Raw genomic sequence first — 18,572 nt, 5'->3', positions numbered from 1 at the left:
GGTAAGGCTTTGAATCTGAAATCTGCTATAATGTAAACTGTAGTTTGCGCATTAAAACAATGGATTCAGAGTGTTTGAAAATAAGTAAGACAGAGAGGACTTAACCATGGCAAGAGAAGCCTCAGCAGAAAGAAATACAAAAGAAACAGAAATCAAATTAAAAATAAATCTGGATGGAACCGGATATTCTGATATTGAGACAGGTGTGGGATTTTTTAACCATATGCTGGATGGATTTACCCGTCATGGGCTCTTTGATCTCAGTGTCAGAGTCCATGGTGATCTTCAGGTGGATGACCATCACACCATCGAGGATACAGGAATTGTTCTGGGAACTGCATTAAAAGAAGCAATTGGTGACAAAAAGGGGATTAAGCGCTATGGAAGCTGCATCCTTCCCATGGATGAATCCCTGGTGCTCTGTGCGATTGATCTGTCCGGAAGACCTTACTTTGTATGGGATGCAGAGTTTACCACAGACAGGATCGGTGACATGTCCACGGAAATGGTAAAAGAGTTCTTCTATGCCATTTCCTATGCCTGTGGCATGAATCTTCATATCAGGGTTCTGGCAGGTGGGAATAATCACCATGTAGCAGAAGCAATGTTCAAAAGTTTTGCCAAAGCACTGGACGCAGCCACATCCTATGATCCAAGGATCACAGATGTTCTGTCTACCAAGGGCAGTTTGTAAAATTTGAAAATTTACGAAATGATTTATGGCAATCAATAAATTAGATGGAGACAGAAAATGGAAAATACAGTGAATTTAAAAAGCAGCATCGCATGGTCTGATTTTAAATTAAACAGTGATGGAATGGTACCTGTTATAGCCCAGGATTATCAGACAAACGAAGTGCTGATGCTGGCGTATATGAATGAAGAAGCATTTAATACCACTCTTGAAACAGGTAAAATGACTTACTGGAGCAGAAGCCGCAATGAACTCTGGACGAAGGGACTCACATCCGGACATCTCCAGTTTGTAAAATCCCTTACACTGGATTGTGACAATGATACGATCCTTGCTAAAGTAGAGCAGATCGGTGCAGCCTGCCATACCGGAAACAGAACCTGTTTTTTCAAAGCCCTGACAGAAGTGTAATGAATAACGCGATAATATACATACAAGCCAAAATTCCATTGCCGCAGGCAATCTGGAATGAATTTTGGCTACGTTACTGTGAACGGAGTGAACAGTAACACTAATGCCAAACATTAAAGGAAAATATACACGAATTGTATTGACATTTTTGTTAAAATGTGATAAAAAAAGAATATCCGAATTGAATATGTGCAATGTTATAACGCAAAGGTTGCATCGTACTTGATGTGCAAAAGAGAATCCGGTGAGAATCCGGAGCGATACCGTCACTGTGTATGGGAGCTGCTTTTCAGAAACCACTGGGAAACTGGGAAGGGAGAAACAGCGATGATCGAAGTCAGGAGAACTGCCTTGGCGTAGAATTTAAGGTCTGCGGTATACAGAACCTGTATTCTCATAACGATACATAGCTCTTTTATTAAATGAATCAGACAGAATCGAAATTACAGATATATCTGGTACATATAAACCATGTATTTATGGGAAAGCGGTAGCTGCAGAATATGCAGTTGCCTTTTTTGTGCATACAATTGTCCGGAAATACGAGAAATAAAAGAGGAAAAACGAAATGAAAAGAAAATCCATGTTAGCCTTATTACTGGCAGTATCCATGACCTGTTCCATGACAGCAGCAACAGGTACAGTTGCTTTTGCATCTGATGATGCAGCAACAGAAGAGGCTGCAGATGACACAGAAGCAGCTGCAGACGATGCAGATGCAGCAGATACAGAGGAAGCATCTGATGATACAACAGAAGCTTCTGATGATGATCAGAAAGCCGCAGACGAAGTTGGTGCCCTGATCGATAAGATTTATGTTCAGGAAAGAACAGACACAACTGACGAAGACTGCAAAGCAGCAAAAGAAGCATGGGACAAACTTACAGATGCTCAGAAAGAACTGGTAACAGGTGAAGAAGCAAGCCCTGAATACTTTGGACGTGACACAGGTGATGCTTCCAAAGATGATCCTCGTAACCAGGATGAGATTGGTGAGAATGAACTTCTTGTAGTAAGTTTTGGTACATCCTTCAACGACAGCCGTGCAGAGGATATCAAAGGAATCGAGGATGCCCTTGCAAAAGCATATCCGGACTGGTCAGTAAGACGTGCATTTACAGCACAGATCATCATCAACCATGTACAGGCAAGAGATGATGAAGTAATCGATAATATGCAGCAGGCTCTTGACCGTGCAGTAGCTAACGGTGTTAAGAATCTTGTTGTACAGCCGACACATCTGATGCATGGTGCAGAATATGATGAAATGACAGAGGCAATTGATGGATACAAAGACAAATTTGAATCTGTTGCAATTGCAGAGCCAATGCTCGGTGAAGTTGGTGATGACGCTACAGTGATCAATGATGACAAGAAAGCAGTTGCTCAGGCAATCACAGATGAAGCTTGCAAGGAAGCTGGATTTGATGATATGAAAGCAGCAGCAGATGCAGGCACAGCATTTGTATTCATGGGACATGGTACATCCCATACAGCTAACGTAACCTATGACCAGATGCAGACACAGATGGATGATCTTGGATTCACAAACGCTTTCATCGGAACTGTAGAGGGAGAACCGGAAGACACAGCATGTGACAAGGTTATCGAGAAAGTAAAAGAAGCAGGATTCAAGAATGTAATCCTTCGTCCTCTGATGGTTGTTGCCGGAGACCACGCTAACAATGATATGGCTGGTGATGATGCAGATTCCTGGAAATCTCAGTTTGAGGCATCCGGTGATTTCGACAGTGTTGACTGTCAGATCGCAGGTCTTGGAAGAATCGCAGCAGTAGAAGATCTGTATGTGGCTCATACAAAAGCAGCAATTGATTCTCTTGGAGCATCTGACGATGCAGCAGCAGAAGATACTGATGCCAAAGCAACAGATGACAGTGCAGACGATGCACAGGCAGACGATGCACAGGCAGATGACGCAGCTGAGACAACAGCTGATACTGCAGAGGCTGACGCTGAATAAAAAATATTGTTCAAACAAGATAAACTGCCCGGAGAACTTGCAAAAGTTTCCGGGCAGATATATTATATGATAAGAAAAAAAGAAGTCATAGCAATTCCATAAAATACTGCAAACAGTTCGCACGTTTCTGTTCATTCCGTTCACAGTAACGTGCGCACATCTGAGAAAGATCCAGAGGAACTGTCTTAATTGCATTATTTTCTGGAATTACTATAATATATTTGCCATCACCTGTTCAAAAGCCTGTTGCTCTGCAGCAGATGGGTTGAACAGCACGATAGAAAAAACTATAAAAAATATGAAGATAAGGGAGAAGAAATAATCATGAAGAAACGTTCATTTACATTATTAATGTCAGCACTTACTATTTCAGCTACTCTGATCGGTACAAGCCCGGTTGCTGCAAAGACAGATACTGATACGGCAACAGAAGAAACCACTGATAAAGAAGAAACAACTGCAAAAGATGCTGATTCAGAAAACACAGATAATAAAGAAACAGATGCATCCAAGAGTGATACATTAGAGGATGGCACCTACACAGCAGAATTTGATACAGACAGCGGAATGTTCCATGTAAATGAAGCAAACGATGGAAAAGGAACCCTTACAGTAAAGGATGGCAAGATGACTATCCATGTAAGCCTTGCTTCTAAGAAAATTGTAAACCTTTTCGTCGGAAAGGCAGAAGATGCACAGAAAGACGGGGCAGAGGTTCTTGAGCCAACCACAGATACTGTTACATACAGCGATGGAATGAGTGAGGAAGTATATGGATTTGATATCCCGGTACCCGCAATTGATGAAGAATTCGATGTAGCTTTGATCGGAACAAAAGGAAAATGGTATGACCATAAGGTAAGTGTCAAAAATCCTGTAAAATCCGATGATACAGATGCAAAAAAAGATGATAAAGAAAATAAAGATGCAGATTCCAAAGCAGATGACACAGACAAAGATGCGAAAGACAGTAAGACAAGTGAAGGTAAGACTCTGGCAGATCTGAATCTTGAAGACGGCGATTATACCATGGATGTAACTCTCACAGGCGGTTCAGGAAGAGCAACCATTGATTCTCCTGCAGCCATTAATGTAGAAGGCGATAAAGCTACAGCAACTATCGTATGGAGCAGTCCGAACTATGATTATATGCTTGTGGATGGTGAGAAATATGAGCCGGTTAATAAAGACGGAAACTCCACTTTTGAAATCCCTGTCAGCGTATTTGATGCAGAGATGGAGGTAACAGCAGATACAGTAGCAATGAGTGAGCCTCACGAGATTGACTACACCTTAAATTTTGATTCCACAACTGCCAAAGAAGCAGAAAAAACAGCAAAATAATCACATACAAACAAAGAAACAATTATGAAGATGAAAAACATAATAAAGAAACAGCAAAAAACAATATTTATCGGTTTTATGTCAGTTGCATTATTTATTATCTGTATATGCACTGTCTGTACAGCATACGCAGCAGATAAAGACAATGCAAAAACTCCTGTGGATATCCCGGGACTTACCTATGACCACAGTATGGAACTTTCCTACGCAGAAGAATTCAGCGTAGACTATTACAATGATGGCTATGCTCTGATTACTATCGATCAGGAAGGACAGTTTCTTGTAGTTCCAGAGGGAAAAAAGGCTCCAAAGGGGCTTGAAAAAGATATCACAGTTATTCAACAACCGCTGAACAACATCTATCTGGTAGCAACCTCTGCCATGGATCTTTTCCGCGCAATTGACGGTATTGACAGCATTCGTCTTTCAGGAACTCAGGAGAATGGATGGTATATCCAGGAAGCAAAAGATGCCATGGAATCCGGAAAAATGATTTATGCAGGCAAGTACAATGCACCGGATTATGAACTGATCCTGGATGAAGGCTGTGGTCTTGCCATTGAATCAACTATGATCCATCATAATCCGGAGGTGGAAGAGAAACTGGAACAGTTTGGTATCCCGGTAATGGTAGAACGTTCCAGTTATGAGAGCCATCCTCTGGGAAGAACTGAATGGATGAAACTCTATGCTGTGCTTCTCGGAAAGGAAGATGTAGCTGAGAAGGCATTTAAGGAGCAGACAGACAAGCTTGACAAAGTTCTGACCTCTGATGATAAAGATACAGGTAAAACAGTAGCATTCTTTTATATTAATTCCACAGGTGCTGTCAATGTGCGAAAGAATGGTGATTATGTTTCAAACATGATCGAGCTTGCAGGCGGCAAATATGTTCCCGAAGATACAGGAGAAAGTGATAACGCTTTGTCTACCATGAATATGCAGATGGAAGAATTTTATGCCAAAGCAAAAGATGCGGACTATATCATCTATAACAGTACTATCGACGGTGAACTTTCTAGTATTGATGAACTGCTGGCAAAAAGTAATCTTCTGGCAGATTTTAAGGCAGTGAAGGATGGAAATGTGTGGTGTACGGGTAAAAATCTTTTCCAGGAAACCACCGAGCTTGGAACCATGATCGAAGATATTCATACAATCCTTACCACAGATGATGATTCACTGGATGAACTTGTATATATGCATAAGTTAAAATGATATTTGTAAATCCTCGGCACACTTGAATTCGCATTCTATGCGATTGGTATAGTTATTTACGAATGGCATTGAAATATGTTTGCGGGATTCTGCAGAACTGCCAAAAGCAGGAAATATAAAAACAAAAGGAACAAAAAATATGGATGACAAAAAACGTACAGCCAGATACTGGATAGCATTTTTTATACTGGCGGTGTTTCTGGTGATTTTATTTGTCTGGAATGTAAATGCCGGAAGCATTCATCTTTCAGTGGGTGAGATTCTGAATATTATTTTCAGACATCAAGGAGATGCGACTGCTTACAATATAATATGGGAAATCCGTCTTCCCAGGATTCTGTCAGTGATCATTCTTGGAGGAGCACTTTCTGTATCCGGATTTCTTCTTCAGACATTTTTTAATAACCCTATTGCAGGTCCCTTTGTACTTGGAATTTCTTCAGGAGCCAAGCTGGTAGTTGCACTTCTGATGATTTATTTTCTGAGCAGATCTATTTCCATGGGTTCTGCAGCCATGATCATTGCAGCGTTTATCGGTTCTATGATTTCCATGGGATTTGTCCTGCTGGTTGCCAAAAAAGTCCACAACATGTCCATGCTGGTTATCAGCGGTGTCATGATCGGTTACATCTGTTCTGCAGTTACAGATTTCGTAGTTACATTTGCGGATGACTCCAATATCGTCAATCTTCACAACTGGTCACTGGGAAGTTTTTCAGGAATGTCCTGGGGTAATGTGAAAGTAATGGCAATAGTAGTTCTGCTCACAATGGTGATCGTGTTCTTTATGTCTAAGCCTATCGGTGCCTATCAGCTGGGTGAAGTTTATGCCCAGAATATGGGAGTGAATATCAAGCTGTTCCGCATAGGACTGATTCTCTTATCCAGTATTCTGTCTGCCTGTGTGACAGCTTTTGCAGGACCAATTTCTTTTGTTGGCATTGCAGTGCCTCACATTGTAAAAAGCCTGCTGAAAACAGCCAGACCGCTCCTTGTGATCCCGGCTTGCTTTCTGGGAGGGGCAGTATTCTGTCTTTTCTGTGATCTGATCGCCAGAACCGTATTTGCACCTACAGAACTCAGTATCAGTTCCGTAACAGCAGTGTTTGGCGCACCAGTTGTAATCTATATCATGATTCGCAGACAGAAGAGAAATTGATATAAAAAGCAGGAGCAGAATACGCTATCCGGGCAGATTACTATAAGATGCAGCATAAAAAAGGAAAACAGGAAAAAATATGTCAGAGAAAATAGCAGATGTAATAAAGGAAACAGAAAATAACAAAGCAGACCGGCAGGAACAGTATTTTTTCCGTACGGATCAGCTGACTGTGGGATATGACGGAAAACCTCTTATCAGAGAAATCAATATTCAGCTGAAAAAGGGAGAAATCCTCACTCTCATCGGTCCTAACGGTGCCGGAAAATCCACTATTCTTAAAAGCATCACCAGACAGCTTGCCACGATCAGCGGTACTGTTTATCTGGATAAAGAGAAAATGGCAAAGATGACCAATAAAGAGGTTTCTCAGAAACTGGCAGTCGTGCTCACAGAGCGTATGCGTCCGGAACTGATGACCTGCGAAGACATTGTAGCCACAGGGCGTTATCCTTATACAGGAACTTTGGGAATACTCTCCGCAGAGGATAAGACAAAGGTAAAGAAATCAATGGAAACCGTCCATGCATGGGATTTAAAAGACAGGGATTTTACAGCCATCAGTGATGGTCAGAGACAACGAATCCTTCTTGCCCGGGCTATCTGTCAGGAGCCGGAGATCATTGTACTGGATGAGCCGACTTCTTTTCTGGATATCCGTCATAAGCTGGAACTTCTTACCATTTTGAAACAGATGGTGCTGGATCATCAGCTTACAGTGATCATGTCGCTGCATGAGTTGGATCTTGCACAGAAAATATCTGATAAAGTTATCTGTGTACATGGAGAATATATAGAAAAATATGGTGCTCCGGAAGAAATCTTTACTTCTGAGTATATTCGGAAGTTGTATGGAATTACCAGAGGAAGCTATAATGCTGCTTTTGGATGTGTGGAGATGGATCCGCCCAGAGGTGAACCTCAGGTGTTTGTAATTGGCGGTAATGGAAGCGGAATTCCGTATTATCGAAAACTGCAGAGACAGGGAATTCCATTTGCGGCAGGAGTGCTTCACACGAATGATGTAGACTGTCAGGTAGCCGGTGCACTTGCAGACCAGGTGATTACAGAGAAACCTTTCGAAAGTATTTCACAGGAATCTTATGATAAGGCTGTGGAATTGATGAAAAAATGTCAGAAAGTGATCTGTCCTCTGAAAGACTTCGGAACAGTGAATGCCGCAAACAGGGAACTGCTTCGCCTTGCGCGGGAGCTGGGAATACTGGCAGAGCTATAGGTTACTGTTCACTCCGTTCCCAGCAACACGCTTCGCGATGCACAGAATTTATGCTAATCGCATAAATTCGCGCAGTATGTCTCGGGTTTTCTGTGACCTTCGCTCACAAAAAACACCTCGCGGGATATTAGCAGTGAACAGTGACAGCTATAGTACATCGTTTTCGAAATAATATTATTATTTCATGTATATGTATGCTATAATGGATACCATCAATCATCCAAAGGAGAGAAATATGGATAAGTTATACATTGTTATCCCGGCATACAATGAGCAGGATAACATTGAACAGGTCATTAATGACTGGTATCCTGTTATAGAGAAGCATAACGGAAACGGTCAGTCACGTCTGATTGTCATTGATGACGGGAGCAAAGATTCTACATATGAAAAACTGAAACAGTGTACAAAGACACGCCCTCTGCTGATTCCGATAACAAAACCAAACGGCGGTCATGGTGCAACTGTGCTTTATGGCTATAAGTATGCACTCAAAAATGGTGCAGATTACATTTTCCAGACAGATTCAGACGGCCAGACACTGCCGGAAGAATTTGAACCGTTCTGGAAACGAAGACAGAAATATGATATGGTCATCGGTTGGAGAAAAGACAGACAGGATGGAATATCACGTGTTTTTGTAACAAAAACTCTGAAACTAGTTATCCGTATCTGTTTTGGGGTAAATCTGACAGATGCCAACACTCCGTACCGTTTGATGAAAGCAGAGACGATGGCCAGGTACATACATCTGATTCCGAAGGACTTTAATCTTTCCAATGTACTTCTGGCTGTTATTTATAAGAAGAAGGGATGCAGCATCAAATTTCTTCCTGTCACATTCAGACCTCGTCAGGGCGGGGTGAATTCCATTAACATGAAGAAAATCTGTAAGATCGGAAAACAGGCGGTAATAGATTTTGTGAAATTGAACAGGATTATCCGCCGAACATAAAAAATGATGAAAAAAAACTGTTGTTCCTACAGTGATCGTGAGGAACAGCAGTTTTTTTGTTGTTATATTTTCAGATAAATGTCGAATCATATCATAAGATGTCGGACGAAATAAATTGACATTTTCTTTAAACAAAATTACAATTATAGTTGTAATAAAACAGAAAACGGTATGTACCGATCTGCACACATCGGGTACATAACACACATAACACAACAAATCAACATATAACAAAACAACACACACAGGTAACAAGGTTGCCACAAATGTAAAAATAATAATAGGGAGAAAAGAATAAGATGAACAAAATGAATGAATTGTGCGAAATGGAATTAACAGGTCGTTACGAGGAGAAACTTTCTGCTCTGAAAGCGGAAATCAGTGCAGCAGATGAGTATATCAGGCAGGATAACAGTGACCTGACGGAATTTGAGAACCGATATGAGCGCTTAGATATCCCGTATCGTGTAAAAAGATTTCTGGATGACTATATTGCGTGTATGCAGACAAAATATGAACGTCTTGCAGACCTGTGCTATCTGGCAGGAGAACAAGGATTATAAAAAAAATCTTGTTTTATCTGTCGAAATAAAGTATTGTAGTAATATACTATATTTACGACAGATAAGGAGAAAATGCGTTATGTACAGAAAGAAAAATTTTATAAGTCTGGGAATGAGCCTGGTTCTGGCAGCAGGAATTACGGTAACACCTGTAACAGCAGCAGATTTCACAGATGGTACAGTTTCTGAATTTAATTCAGATGATGCAACAGAATTTGATGTACAACAGGAAACTGCGGATAATGCGGAGTTTGCATCAGATACAGAGGATAGCATTTCGGACAAAGCAGGTTCAAGTGAAGCAGATTCAGACGAAGAAGTCTTTGCAGAGGCTGTAATTCCGGACGAAAACGGTGCTGTGGATAACAGACAGCTTCTGGAGAAATATCTGAATGACATTCTGTACGGACAGGATCCGGACACACAGCCAGCAGCTTCTCTGGGTGAGGATGTACTGAATGGACAGCAGCAGACCTTATATGAGGAACTTAAGAGTAAAATCAGCGCAGTGGCATCGAAAGGTGGTTCTACCAGGTTTAAAGTCAGTTCAGATCTGGGACTGACCTGGCAGACAACAGCAAGCGGTAATGCTCTCAAAAGAGAAGTAGCCGCACACCTTAATGAACTGGATATTTCAAAGATTATCGATTGCCTGGCTGTAGATTGTCCATATGAATTGTACTGGTACGAAAAGACTGCGGCTACTACCTGGCAGTATGGTTACAGCACAAAGGCAACAGGAAACAAAACAACTGTAAAAATTGAAAATCTTTCCATATCTATGCCGGTGATCAGCAGTTATGCTTCCGGTAAATATAAAGTAAATGCAGGGATTGTACAGCTTGCAAAAAGTGCAGCAGAAAATGCCAGAATGATCGTAAAAGAATTTCAGGGTTATACAGAGACAGAAAAGCTGTACGGATATAAAGAAATGATCTGCTACCTGACTTCCTACAATGATGATGTGACGGAGGATGATGAATACGGAGATCCATGGCAGTTAATCTATGTTTTTGACGGAGATGACAGTACTAATGTGGTCTGTGAAGGTTATTCCAAGGCATTTCAGTATCTGTGCGATCTCAGTGACATTACCTGCTATACAGTGACCGGTATGATGAATGGCGGTACAGGTGAAGGTCCTCATATGTGGAATATTGTGGCAAATAACGGTAAATATTATATGGCAGATATCACAAACAGCGATGAAGGAACAGTTGGAGAAGACGGAGGTCTGTTTCTGGATACTCCGATCTCAGGAAGTATTTCCCGGGGCTATACATATGCGACAGACAGTGCGAATATATATTTTGCATATGACAAAGAAGCAAAGAGCTTATATGGAACCGGAAAAAATTCCATTCTTTATATGACGAAGGAAACGTATTCTGCTGATGATCTGACTGCAAAACCGGCAAAAACTTCAATTACAGGTATATCAAACAGGACTGCCGGAAAACTTGTGATTACATGGAAAAAGGCAAAGAGTGCAGACGGATATGAGATCTACCGCCGGGCAGGAACCACTAATCCATACGTAAGAGCAGCGGTAATTAAATCCGGTTCAACTACAAAATACACAAATGCAAAACTGAAAAAAGGACATACATATTATTACAGAATCCGTTCATACAGATATGATGAGAATGGAAGAAAGATATACAGCGGCTGGTCAACAGTAAAGAAGCAGAAAGTAAAATGAAATCGGTAATCAGAAAAAGACACAAAGGATAACGTGGATAAAACAATGATGAAAGTACTTTCGTAAAAACAGAGTACACAGTTTCAGGGGATTTTCTTGCCATATGTGGAACATCATGATACAATGAGACACGATATGACAGAGAGAACCCCTGAAATTTTATTATGTTATAAGAAATTACTCCATAATGTTCTTATAATATAATAAAGCAGTATTTTTATAATGCTGTAAATATCTGGAAAATATGGGAGGAATAAATATAAATGTGTGGAATTGTTGGATTTACAGGTAATCATCAGGCAGCACCTATATTATTATATGGTCTGTCCAGACTTGAATACAGAGGTTATGATTCAGCGGGACTTGCAGTTCGCGACGGCGAAGGTGATACAGAGGTTATTAAAGCGAAAGGCAGACTGAAAGTTCTTGCAGATAAGACTAATAATGGAGAATCTGTACCTGGAACATGTGGTATCGGACATACCCGTTGGGCGACACATGGAGAACCATCTGAGACAAATGCGCATCCCCATATGAGTGATGACGGTAACGTAGTAGCAGTTCATAATGGAATCATTGAGAATTATCAGGAACTGAAAGACAAACTGATCCGCAATGGCTATGAGTTTTATTCATCTACAGACACTGAAGTAGCAGTTAAACTGGTAGATTATTATTATAAGAAATATCTCGGAACACCGGTAGATGCCATTAACCATGCAATGGTCCGTATCCGCGGTTCCTATGCTCTTGCGATCATGTTTAAAGACTACCCGGGAGAGATTTATGTGGCAAGAAAAGACAGCCCGATGATCCTTGGGGTGGAGAACGGTGAATCTTACATTGCATCCGATGTTCCTGCAATTTTAAAATACACCAGAAATGTATATTATATTGGAAATCTGGAGATGGCTCGTATCAGAAAAGGGGATATCACGTTCTACAATCTGGATGGTGATGAGATCCAGAAAGAGCCGAAAACAATTGAATGGGATGCAGAAGCGGCGGAGAAAGCGGGATTTGAACATTTCATGATAAAAGAAATTCATGAACAGCCGAAAGCAGTTCGGGATACTTTGAATTCTGTACTCAAAGATGATCGTATTGATCTCTCAGAAGTAGGTCTTACAGATGAGGAGATCAAAAAGATCAGCCAGATCTATATTGTAGCCTGTGGCTCTGCTTACCATGTGGGAATGGCAGCCCAGTATGTGATTGAAGATCTGACAAGGATTCCGGTACGTGTGGAACTGGCATCGGAATTCCGATACAGAAATCCGATTTTAGATCCGGAAGGTCTTGTGGTCATTGTCAGCCAGTCAGGGGAAACAGCAGACAGCCTTGCGGCACTTCGTGAGGCGAAACAGAGAGGCATCCGTACACTGGGAATTGTCAATGTGGTAGGTTCTTCCATTGCCAGAGAAGCGGATAATGTTTTTTACACTCTGGCGGGACCGGAAATTTCTGTAGCAACTACCAAGGCATACAGTACTCAGCTGATTGCCTCCTATGCACTGGCAGTGCAGTTTGGAAAAGTCAGAGAACAGATTACAGAAGAAAAATATCAGGAGCTGATCGCAGAGCTGAAAACACTTCCGGATAAGATTGCCAAGATTATTGAAGATGACAAAGAGCGTATCCAGTGGTTTGCGGCTAAGCAGGCAAATGCCAGGGATGCTTTCTTTATCGGGCGTGGTATTGACTATGCCATCAGTATGGAAGGCAGCCTGAAGATGAAAGAAGTCAGTTATGTACACACAGAAGCTTATGCGGCCGGAGAACTGAAACATGGCACAATCTCTCTGATTGAGGACGGAACTCTTGTGATCGGTATTCTCACGCAGAATCATCTCTATGAGAAAACAGTCTCCAATATGGTAGAATGTAAGAGCCGTGGTGCATACCTGATGGGGCTCACCACATATGGACATTATAATATAGAAGATACTGCAGATTTCACAGTTTATATTCCGAAAACAGATCCACACTTTGCAACTTCACTGGCAGTTATTCCTTTGCAGCTGCTTGGCTATTATGTCAGCGTAGCCAAAGGCCTGGATGTAGATAAGCCGAGAAATCTGGCTAAGAGTGTAACTGTAGAATAGTGCCGGGAAAACAATACAATATGTAGCGTAATGCCACAGACTGTAAAGGATTAATACGGTCTGCGGCATTTTTTTTCAAAATCTCAGAATCTCATGAAAATAGATCTGATTTTGAATAACAGAAGGATGTTCCGGTTTCAGTGTTCTGGCTTTCCGATGAAATTCAAAAGCTTCTTTGTGCATTCCGGATTTGTCCAGACATACACATAATTGCAGAAATGGTATGAAATTATGGCAGTCCGGAATATAGAATCCTCCGTTTTGGCTGTTGTCCGGTGCAAGAAGTGCCTGATGATACCAGTGAGCTGCCATGGAAAAGTTCTGTTTCATAAAAAATATTTTCCCAATCTCACAGCATATTTCGGCTCTTGGAATATCTGACATGAAACTGTGAAACAGTATCTCAAGAGCATACTGGTCATTGCCTGATGCCTGATAACAATAGGAGAGAACCAGACAACTGTCCAGTCTGTTTTCAATCCAGCCGTCCGGCTCTTTCAGAAATTTTTTCAGAACACAGATGGCATACTCGTATTGCTTATGATAAAAAAGTTCCCGGCCATAATAAAATAAGTCTCTGGGTTCCAGAGGCTCTCCTTCTTCGATCATCTGTTGATAGATGTGCAGATTTCGAAAGGAAGAGCAGGGTTTTATTTTGCGATGTTCAATCTGTATGGGAGAATAAAGGATGTTCCCGGTGGGAATGATGGATTCATGAACTCTTCCCCGCCATCTGAAATTTCGGGAAGTTTTTAAGATGCGTTCTCTGTAACAGGAGAATGCAGCATGATTCCATTCATCGAAATCTGTGACATAATCCATCATAACCATATCTGTGTTCGGACTCAGTGTTTCTTTTAATTGTTTTAGTCTGTACAGATTTTCCTGAGTGATCATGTCGTCTGCATCCAGCCACATCCAGTAATCAGTACTGACTTTTTCCGAAATAAAATTCCGGGCAGCAGAAAAATCATTTTTCCATGGAAAATCATAAACTTCTGCTGTAAATTCTTTGATAATTTCTTTGGTCCTGTCTGTAGAACCGGTATCACAGATAAGAATTTTGTCTACAATTTCTTTCATGGGTTTCAGGATACGCGGCAATACTTTTTCTTCATTTTTTACAATCATACAAAGGCTGAGAGAAATCATGGAAGATAATTTAAAGCACCTTTTGAGAAAATCAGGAGGAGCATTTGCCCCTCCTGAGGTTTAAGTTGCAAGAAGTCCGGCTGCGCGGAGATTTGCGAGAAGCTGATTAAACTGGGTTACAATATCTGTCTGACCTGTGGCATCTGCTACGGCCGCTGCCGGAGCTACAGTACCGGCAGGTCCGGTAGCACCAGTGGCTCCAGTAGGTCCGGCAGGCCCGGCAGCACCAGTAGGTCCGATAGGCCCGGCAGGGCCAGTAGGTCCGGTAGCTCCGACAGGTCCGGCAGCGCCAGTGGCTCCGGTAGCTCCGACAGGTCCGGTAGCGCCAGTGGCTCCAACAGGTCCGACAGGACCTGGGTAACCTTGAAGTCCGGGTTCACCCTGGGGGCCCTGAGGTCCCATTGGACCAACGGGACCGGGACAGCCTCTGGGTCCGGTAGGACCAGGACAACCGCGCGGCCCCTGAGGTCCCTGACAGTCACAGCTGCAGCGATTGTTATTGTTACAACAGGATGTACCGGATAATTCCGGATCATCTGATGTATGATGACTAAACAGCATAGAAAAGTATCACCTCTGGAAAAATCTTATATCGTCAGACTAGACAGTCTGCCCGGCAGACTGTAATTTTACAGGACATTCCGGCAGTTGTCGTGGAATCTGACAATAATAGATTGCAGTTCTCGATATTAGTATATGTTTCATATGTGAGTTTGTGACTTACTATTGTATAACTGTCAACTACCCATTACCTAAAGGCAATGGGCTTGTAACTGCCCAGTCGTAGTAACGGTTTACGCCTTCGACCTTTTATCCCCAATAGGTATTGCTACCTAAAGTGGCGCTACATCATAGGGTGGTTGACAGCATCCTTTACAGACAAGATATACTCATCTGTAACTGTATCAGGTACTAAACTTCTCATGCTATACAGCAAACATTTTTTTACGGGTAAGATTTTACGCAATACGCGAGTTTTTTACTTTATAAGAAAGAAATATAAAAAATGCTGTGGAAGATAAGTTTATTTTCCTGACAGAATAATTATCAAAAATGAAAAGAGTCTGATGCATAAAACATATAGGTTTATGCGTTGGATTCTTTTTTGTCTCTTGCCCAATAAGTTCCGGTATGCTATGATAAACAAAAGCATATTTTCTAATTATCTAAATCTATGTAACTGTCCGGTATTTTCAACAGTTACAGCCAAATCTCAATTCATATACAGATCATGAATCTGTTCTTTCAGAAAAGTCATGCTTTAATTTTCACTATTTATTTCTAGCAGGAGTTTTCTAAAAGGCAGGAACTCCTGAACATATTTATCAAGGAGGTTATAAGATACTGTATAAGAAGACAGAAAAGCTATCAATAATAAAGAGGGAGGGTGAGATAATGGGTATGTTTGTAAATCCGAATGCTGCTGCATTTCAGTGTGCAGTCAATTCGGAAGTATATATAGACAAAACGGGATTATTGGAATATACAAATAAAGTACTTGGCACGAATGCCAGGTTTATATGTAACAGTCGTCCGCGCAGATTCGGGAAATCTGTTACTGTAGATATGCTGACTGCATATTACAGTAAAGGATGCGACACTGAAAAAATGTTTTCAGGACTGGAAATCAGCAAATGTCCGGATTTTTACGAACATTTAAATAAATATGATGTCATTCATTTTGATGTACAATGGTGCTGTATATCAGCAGGTTCCAGTGAGAATTTAATTTCATATATCACGAATATCGTTGTTTCCGAATTAAGAGAGACTTATCCTGAAGTCAATCTGGTGGAAAACAGCACTATATATGGAGCAATGGCACGCATTAATACTGTATTAGGAAAACAGTTTATTGTAATCATTGATGAATGGGATGTTCTGATTCGTGATGAAGCCCATAATCAGGCAGCACAGGAAATGTATATTGACTTTCTCAGAAACATGTTTAAAGGAATTGAGGCATCAAAATATATCGCACTTGCATATCTGACCGGAATTTTACCGATAAAGAAATTAAAAACCCAGTCTGCCTTAAATAATTTCACCCAGTTTACAATGCTTAATGCCGGCCCATTGACACCATATATCGGTTTTAATGAAGATGAAGTAATCGATTTGTGTGAAAAATATGAGATAGATTTTGCAGAAGTGAGGCGGTGGTACGATGGTTACCGTCTTGGAGATTACCATGTATATAATCCAAATGCGTTAGTAAATCTGACAATTATGCGGACATTCCAGAGCTACTGGTCACAGACAGGAACCTATCTGTCAATCCTGCCACTGATCAACATGGATTTTGATGGTCTGCGGACATCCATTATAGAGATGCTGTCCGGTTCCTCTGTAGAAGTAAATGTGAATGAATTTCAGAATGATATGGTCAGCTTCGCAGACAAAGATGATGTATTGACTCTGCTGATCCACCTGGGTTACCTTGCCTACGACCAGAGAACCCAGAGAGCTTACATTCCCAATGAAGAAATCCGTCAGGAATTTCGTGCTGCCACCAAACGAAATAAATGGAACGAACTGATCGAATTCCAGCAGGAATCCGAGAAGCTACTGGAAGCCACCTGGGAAATGGATGCAGAAACAGTTGCTGAACAGATAGAGAAAATCCATGCAGAATACACATCAGTGATTCAGTACAATAACGAGAATTCCCTGAGCAGCGTACTCAGCATTGCCTACTTAAGTGCAATAAAATACTATTTTAAGCCAATCCGGGAACTCCCGACAGGAAGAGGCTTCGCAGATTTCGTCTTCATCCCCAAACCACTGTACAGAGACTATTATCCTGCATTACTCGTGGAGCTAAAATGGAACAAAGACGCAGAAACTGCTCTGAATCAGATAAAAGAACGAAAATATCCAGAGTCATTGGAACAGTATACAGGGGATATTTTGCTGGTTGGAATCAATTATGATAAAAAAGAAAAAGTACATCAGTGTGTAATCGAAAAATGGTTTCCACTGTGTATATAGAACGTAACTTCAAAAGAATCATATAAGTTATGAGAAAAGACATTCTACCCCAGTGGATGGAATGTCTTTTTTATATAATTTTTAGCTTGCATCTATGTAAAATTGATATCAGAAAATTCCCTCTTTTTATGTTGACATTACTAAAAGCAAGACTATAATGAGAACCGAAAAAAGAATCTGAAACGATTGGAAAGGGGAAGTTAATTATGAGTACAGTTTTGCCAAGAGAAGAAGCAGTAGAAACAATTTTTTCTAAAATTTTGGCTTCGCCGGAAGCATCCGGACGATTAAGCGGAGTTTTTTATGACCATATAGATGACGACCATCGTCTGACAGATAATGACAGAGATCATTTCCTGCAGGTATTGTTTCATGCGTACCAGAACGGTGATATCAGTGCACTGCTGTTGGAATTATGCGGCAGAAGTATGTTTGACCTGTTAAGGGAGGCTTATCTGATCCCGAAGAAATTCCACGGAAAAGCAGGAGAGAACCCGGTGCTCCTTACAGATGCAGCCGGAGAACTTCTTCCCGGGGAAAAGGTTTCAGCCAGAGAATATGCAAAATTCAAGGAAACATATGAACATCATGAATGTGCCCCCAGATCTGCACTGTATCTTGCAGATGGTTATGATCTTGTCCGTACCTATACAGAAGGTCTGAACATTACAGAAGAAAAAGATAACCGTAAACGTGGTGTCCTGGCTCTTTATGCACTTCCCGACACCTGTAAACTGGGTCTGACAGAAGCACAGGCATATGCCGTTGTATGGGATGCTTTCCAGAAGATTCAGGAAGAAGCCCCAAGAGCCATGGTATACTACGGACAGGAAACAGGTCTGAAGAAAGAGAATCCGGATAAACCCTATGATGAAATTGGAATTCTTCTTCCTATCCATGAATTTGAGAAAAAAATGCTGCAGCATTTAGACGAGATTGACGGAATCGTACTGGCATGCAGAGAGAAAATGATGGAGAAAGCAGGAAATGACAGTCTGCAGCTTTAACAAATCAAGCAAGTAGCAAAGCGGATGATTTTATCCGATTGACAATATAGAAT

The 18,572-nt window shown here is 41.2% G+C and carries 14 protein-coding genes, 1 pseudogene and 1 riboswitch; of the genes and pseudogenes, 13 read left to right on the top strand and 2 right to left on the bottom strand.

All coding sequences use genetic code 11. The features are described 5' to 3' along the window. Window positions 1-106: 106 nt before the first annotated feature. The 11 genes and pseudogenes from hisB to glmS all read left to right on the top strand — a co-directional run bounded on the left by hisB (window position 107) and on the right by glmS (window position 13,369). A complete protein-coding gene (gene hisB / locus LJE11_RS06780) occupies window positions 107-694 on the top strand; it encodes an imidazoleglycerol-phosphate dehydratase HisB (protein ID WP_008702993.1) in 588 nt (195 codons plus the stop codon). A 90-nt stretch (window positions 695-784) separates the two neighbouring features. Then, a pseudogene (gene hisI / locus LJE11_RS06775) lies at window positions 785-1,099 on the top strand (phosphoribosyl-AMP cyclohydrolase); the annotation flags it as partial. Between the two features lie 197 nt (window positions 1,100-1,296). Next, window positions 1,297-1,473: riboswitch (cobalamin riboswitch) on the top strand. A gap of 200 nt (window positions 1,474-1,673) precedes the next feature. Continuing rightward, window positions 1,674-3,086: a sirohydrochlorin cobaltochelatase gene (locus tag LJE11_RS06770; protein ID WP_055052818.1), complete on the top strand. Its 1,413-nt coding sequence runs from the start codon at window positions 1,674-1,676 to the stop codon at window positions 3,084-3,086. Between the two features lie 324 nt (window positions 3,087-3,410). Further along, complete coding sequence (locus tag LJE11_RS06765; RefSeq protein ID WP_022381097.1) at window positions 3,411-4,430, top strand: hypothetical protein; 1,020 nt, start codon at window positions 3,411-3,413, stop codon at window positions 4,428-4,430. A gap of 24 nt (window positions 4,431-4,454) precedes the next feature. Then, window positions 4,455-5,648, top strand: coding sequence for an ABC transporter substrate-binding protein (locus LJE11_RS06760; RefSeq protein WP_118613710.1), 1,194 nt, complete (start codon window positions 4,455-4,457; stop codon window positions 5,646-5,648). Between the two features lie 139 nt (window positions 5,649-5,787). Continuing rightward, window positions 5,788-6,807, top strand: a complete 1,020-nt coding sequence (locus LJE11_RS06755; RefSeq protein ID WP_055052829.1) for a FecCD family ABC transporter permease — start codon at window positions 5,788-5,790, stop codon at window positions 6,805-6,807. Window positions 6,808-6,886: 79 nt separating this feature from the next. Beyond that, window positions 6,887-8,044 carry an ABC transporter ATP-binding protein gene (locus tag LJE11_RS06750; protein ID WP_008702999.1) on the top strand — a complete coding sequence of 386 codons (1,158 nt, stop codon included), beginning with the start codon at window positions 6,887-6,889 and terminating at the stop codon, window positions 8,042-8,044. Window positions 8,045-8,279: 235 nt separating this feature from the next. Then, window positions 8,280-8,999 (top strand): glycosyltransferase family 2 protein, encoded by a 720-nt coding sequence (locus LJE11_RS06745; protein WP_008703000.1) that lies wholly within the window; start codon window positions 8,280-8,282, stop codon window positions 8,997-8,999. Between the two features lie 299 nt (window positions 9,000-9,298). Further along, window positions 9,299-9,562: a hypothetical protein gene (locus tag LJE11_RS06740; protein ID WP_008703001.1), complete on the top strand. Its 264-nt coding sequence runs from the start codon at window positions 9,299-9,301 to the stop codon at window positions 9,560-9,562. 79 nt (window positions 9,563-9,641) lie between these two features. Then, window positions 9,642-11,264, top strand: a complete 1,623-nt coding sequence (locus tag LJE11_RS06735; RefSeq protein WP_227295729.1) for a hypothetical protein — start codon at window positions 9,642-9,644, stop codon at window positions 11,262-11,264. Between the two features lie 263 nt (window positions 11,265-11,527). Then, complete coding sequence (gene glmS, locus LJE11_RS06730) at window positions 11,528-13,369, top strand: glutamine--fructose-6-phosphate transaminase (isomerizing) (protein ID WP_227295716.1); 1,842 nt, start codon at window positions 11,528-11,530, stop codon at window positions 13,367-13,369. Window positions 13,370-13,444: 75 nt separating this feature from the next. Here the strand turns inward: glmS and LJE11_RS06725 are convergent, their stop codons facing one another. Further along, the gene (locus LJE11_RS06725; protein WP_331466268.1) at window positions 13,445-14,500 is read right to left on the bottom strand and encodes a tetratricopeptide repeat-containing glycosyltransferase; all 1,056 of its coding nucleotides are present in this window, start codon (window positions 14,498-14,500) and stop codon (window positions 13,445-13,447) included. Window positions 14,501-14,581: 81 nt separating this feature from the next. Continuing rightward, complete coding sequence (locus LJE11_RS20755) at window positions 14,582-15,082, bottom strand: collagen-like protein (RefSeq protein ID WP_173698797.1); 501 nt, start codon at window positions 15,080-15,082, stop codon at window positions 14,582-14,584. A gap of 834 nt (window positions 15,083-15,916) precedes the next feature. Here LJE11_RS20755 and LJE11_RS06715 point away from each other — a divergent pair. After that, entirely contained in the window at window positions 15,917-17,512 is a 1,596-nt protein-coding gene (locus LJE11_RS06715; RefSeq protein ID WP_173701692.1) for an AAA family ATPase, read from the top strand. Between the two features lie 206 nt (window positions 17,513-17,718). Next, window positions 17,719-18,519 carry a DUF4866 domain-containing protein gene (locus LJE11_RS06710; RefSeq protein ID WP_008703013.1) on the top strand — a complete coding sequence of 267 codons (801 nt, stop codon included), beginning with the start codon at window positions 17,719-17,721 and terminating at the stop codon, window positions 18,517-18,519. Window positions 18,520-18,572 lie beyond the last annotated feature (53 nt).

Origin of the sequence: Blautia sp. DFI.1.216 (genome assembly GCF_020594215.1) — a bacterium.
GTDB classification, from domain to species: Bacteria; Bacillota; Clostridia; order Lachnospirales; family Lachnospiraceae; genus Blautia_A; species Blautia_A wexlerae.
This window is presented reverse-complemented; position numbering and strand designations above follow the sequence as displayed.

What these genes read in the sequence shown, in the direction of transcription:
- hisB (WP_008702993.1), top strand. Translation starts at nt 107, where the DNA reads ATGGCAAGAGAAGCCTCAGCAGAAAGAAATACAAAAGAAACAGAAATC.
- LJE11_RS06770 (WP_055052818.1), top strand. Translation starts at nt 1,674, where the DNA reads ATGAAAAGAAAATCCATGTTAGCCTTATTACTGGCAGTATCCATGACC.
- LJE11_RS06765 (WP_022381097.1), top strand. Translation starts at nt 3,411, where the DNA reads ATGAAGAAACGTTCATTTACATTATTAATGTCAGCACTTACTATTTCA.
- LJE11_RS06760 (WP_118613710.1), top strand. Translation starts at nt 4,455, where the DNA reads ATGAAGATGAAAAACATAATAAAGAAACAGCAAAAAACAATATTTATC.
- LJE11_RS06755 (WP_055052829.1), top strand. Translation starts at nt 5,788, where the DNA reads ATGGATGACAAAAAACGTACAGCCAGATACTGGATAGCATTTTTTATA.
- LJE11_RS06750 (WP_008702999.1), top strand. Translation starts at nt 6,887, where the DNA reads ATGTCAGAGAAAATAGCAGATGTAATAAAGGAAACAGAAAATAACAAA.
- LJE11_RS06745 (WP_008703000.1), top strand. Translation starts at nt 8,280, where the DNA reads ATGGATAAGTTATACATTGTTATCCCGGCATACAATGAGCAGGATAAC.
- LJE11_RS06740 (WP_008703001.1), top strand. Translation starts at nt 9,299, where the DNA reads ATGAACAAAATGAATGAATTGTGCGAAATGGAATTAACAGGTCGTTAC.
- LJE11_RS06735 (WP_227295729.1), top strand. Translation starts at nt 9,642, where the DNA reads ATGTACAGAAAGAAAAATTTTATAAGTCTGGGAATGAGCCTGGTTCTG.
- glmS (WP_227295716.1), top strand. Translation starts at nt 11,528, where the DNA reads ATGTGTGGAATTGTTGGATTTACAGGTAATCATCAGGCAGCACCTATA.
- LJE11_RS06725 (WP_331466268.1), bottom strand. Translation starts at nt 14,500, where the DNA reads ATGATTGTAAAAAATGAAGAAAAAGTATTGCCGCGTATCCTGAAACCC.
- LJE11_RS20755 (WP_173698797.1), bottom strand. Translation starts at nt 15,082, where the DNA reads ATGCTGTTTAGTCATCATACATCAGATGATCCGGAATTATCCGGTACA.
- LJE11_RS06715 (WP_173701692.1), top strand. Translation starts at nt 15,917, where the DNA reads ATGGGTATGTTTGTAAATCCGAATGCTGCTGCATTTCAGTGTGCAGTC.
- LJE11_RS06710 (WP_008703013.1), top strand. Translation starts at nt 17,719, where the DNA reads ATGAGTACAGTTTTGCCAAGAGAAGAAGCAGTAGAAACAATTTTTTCT.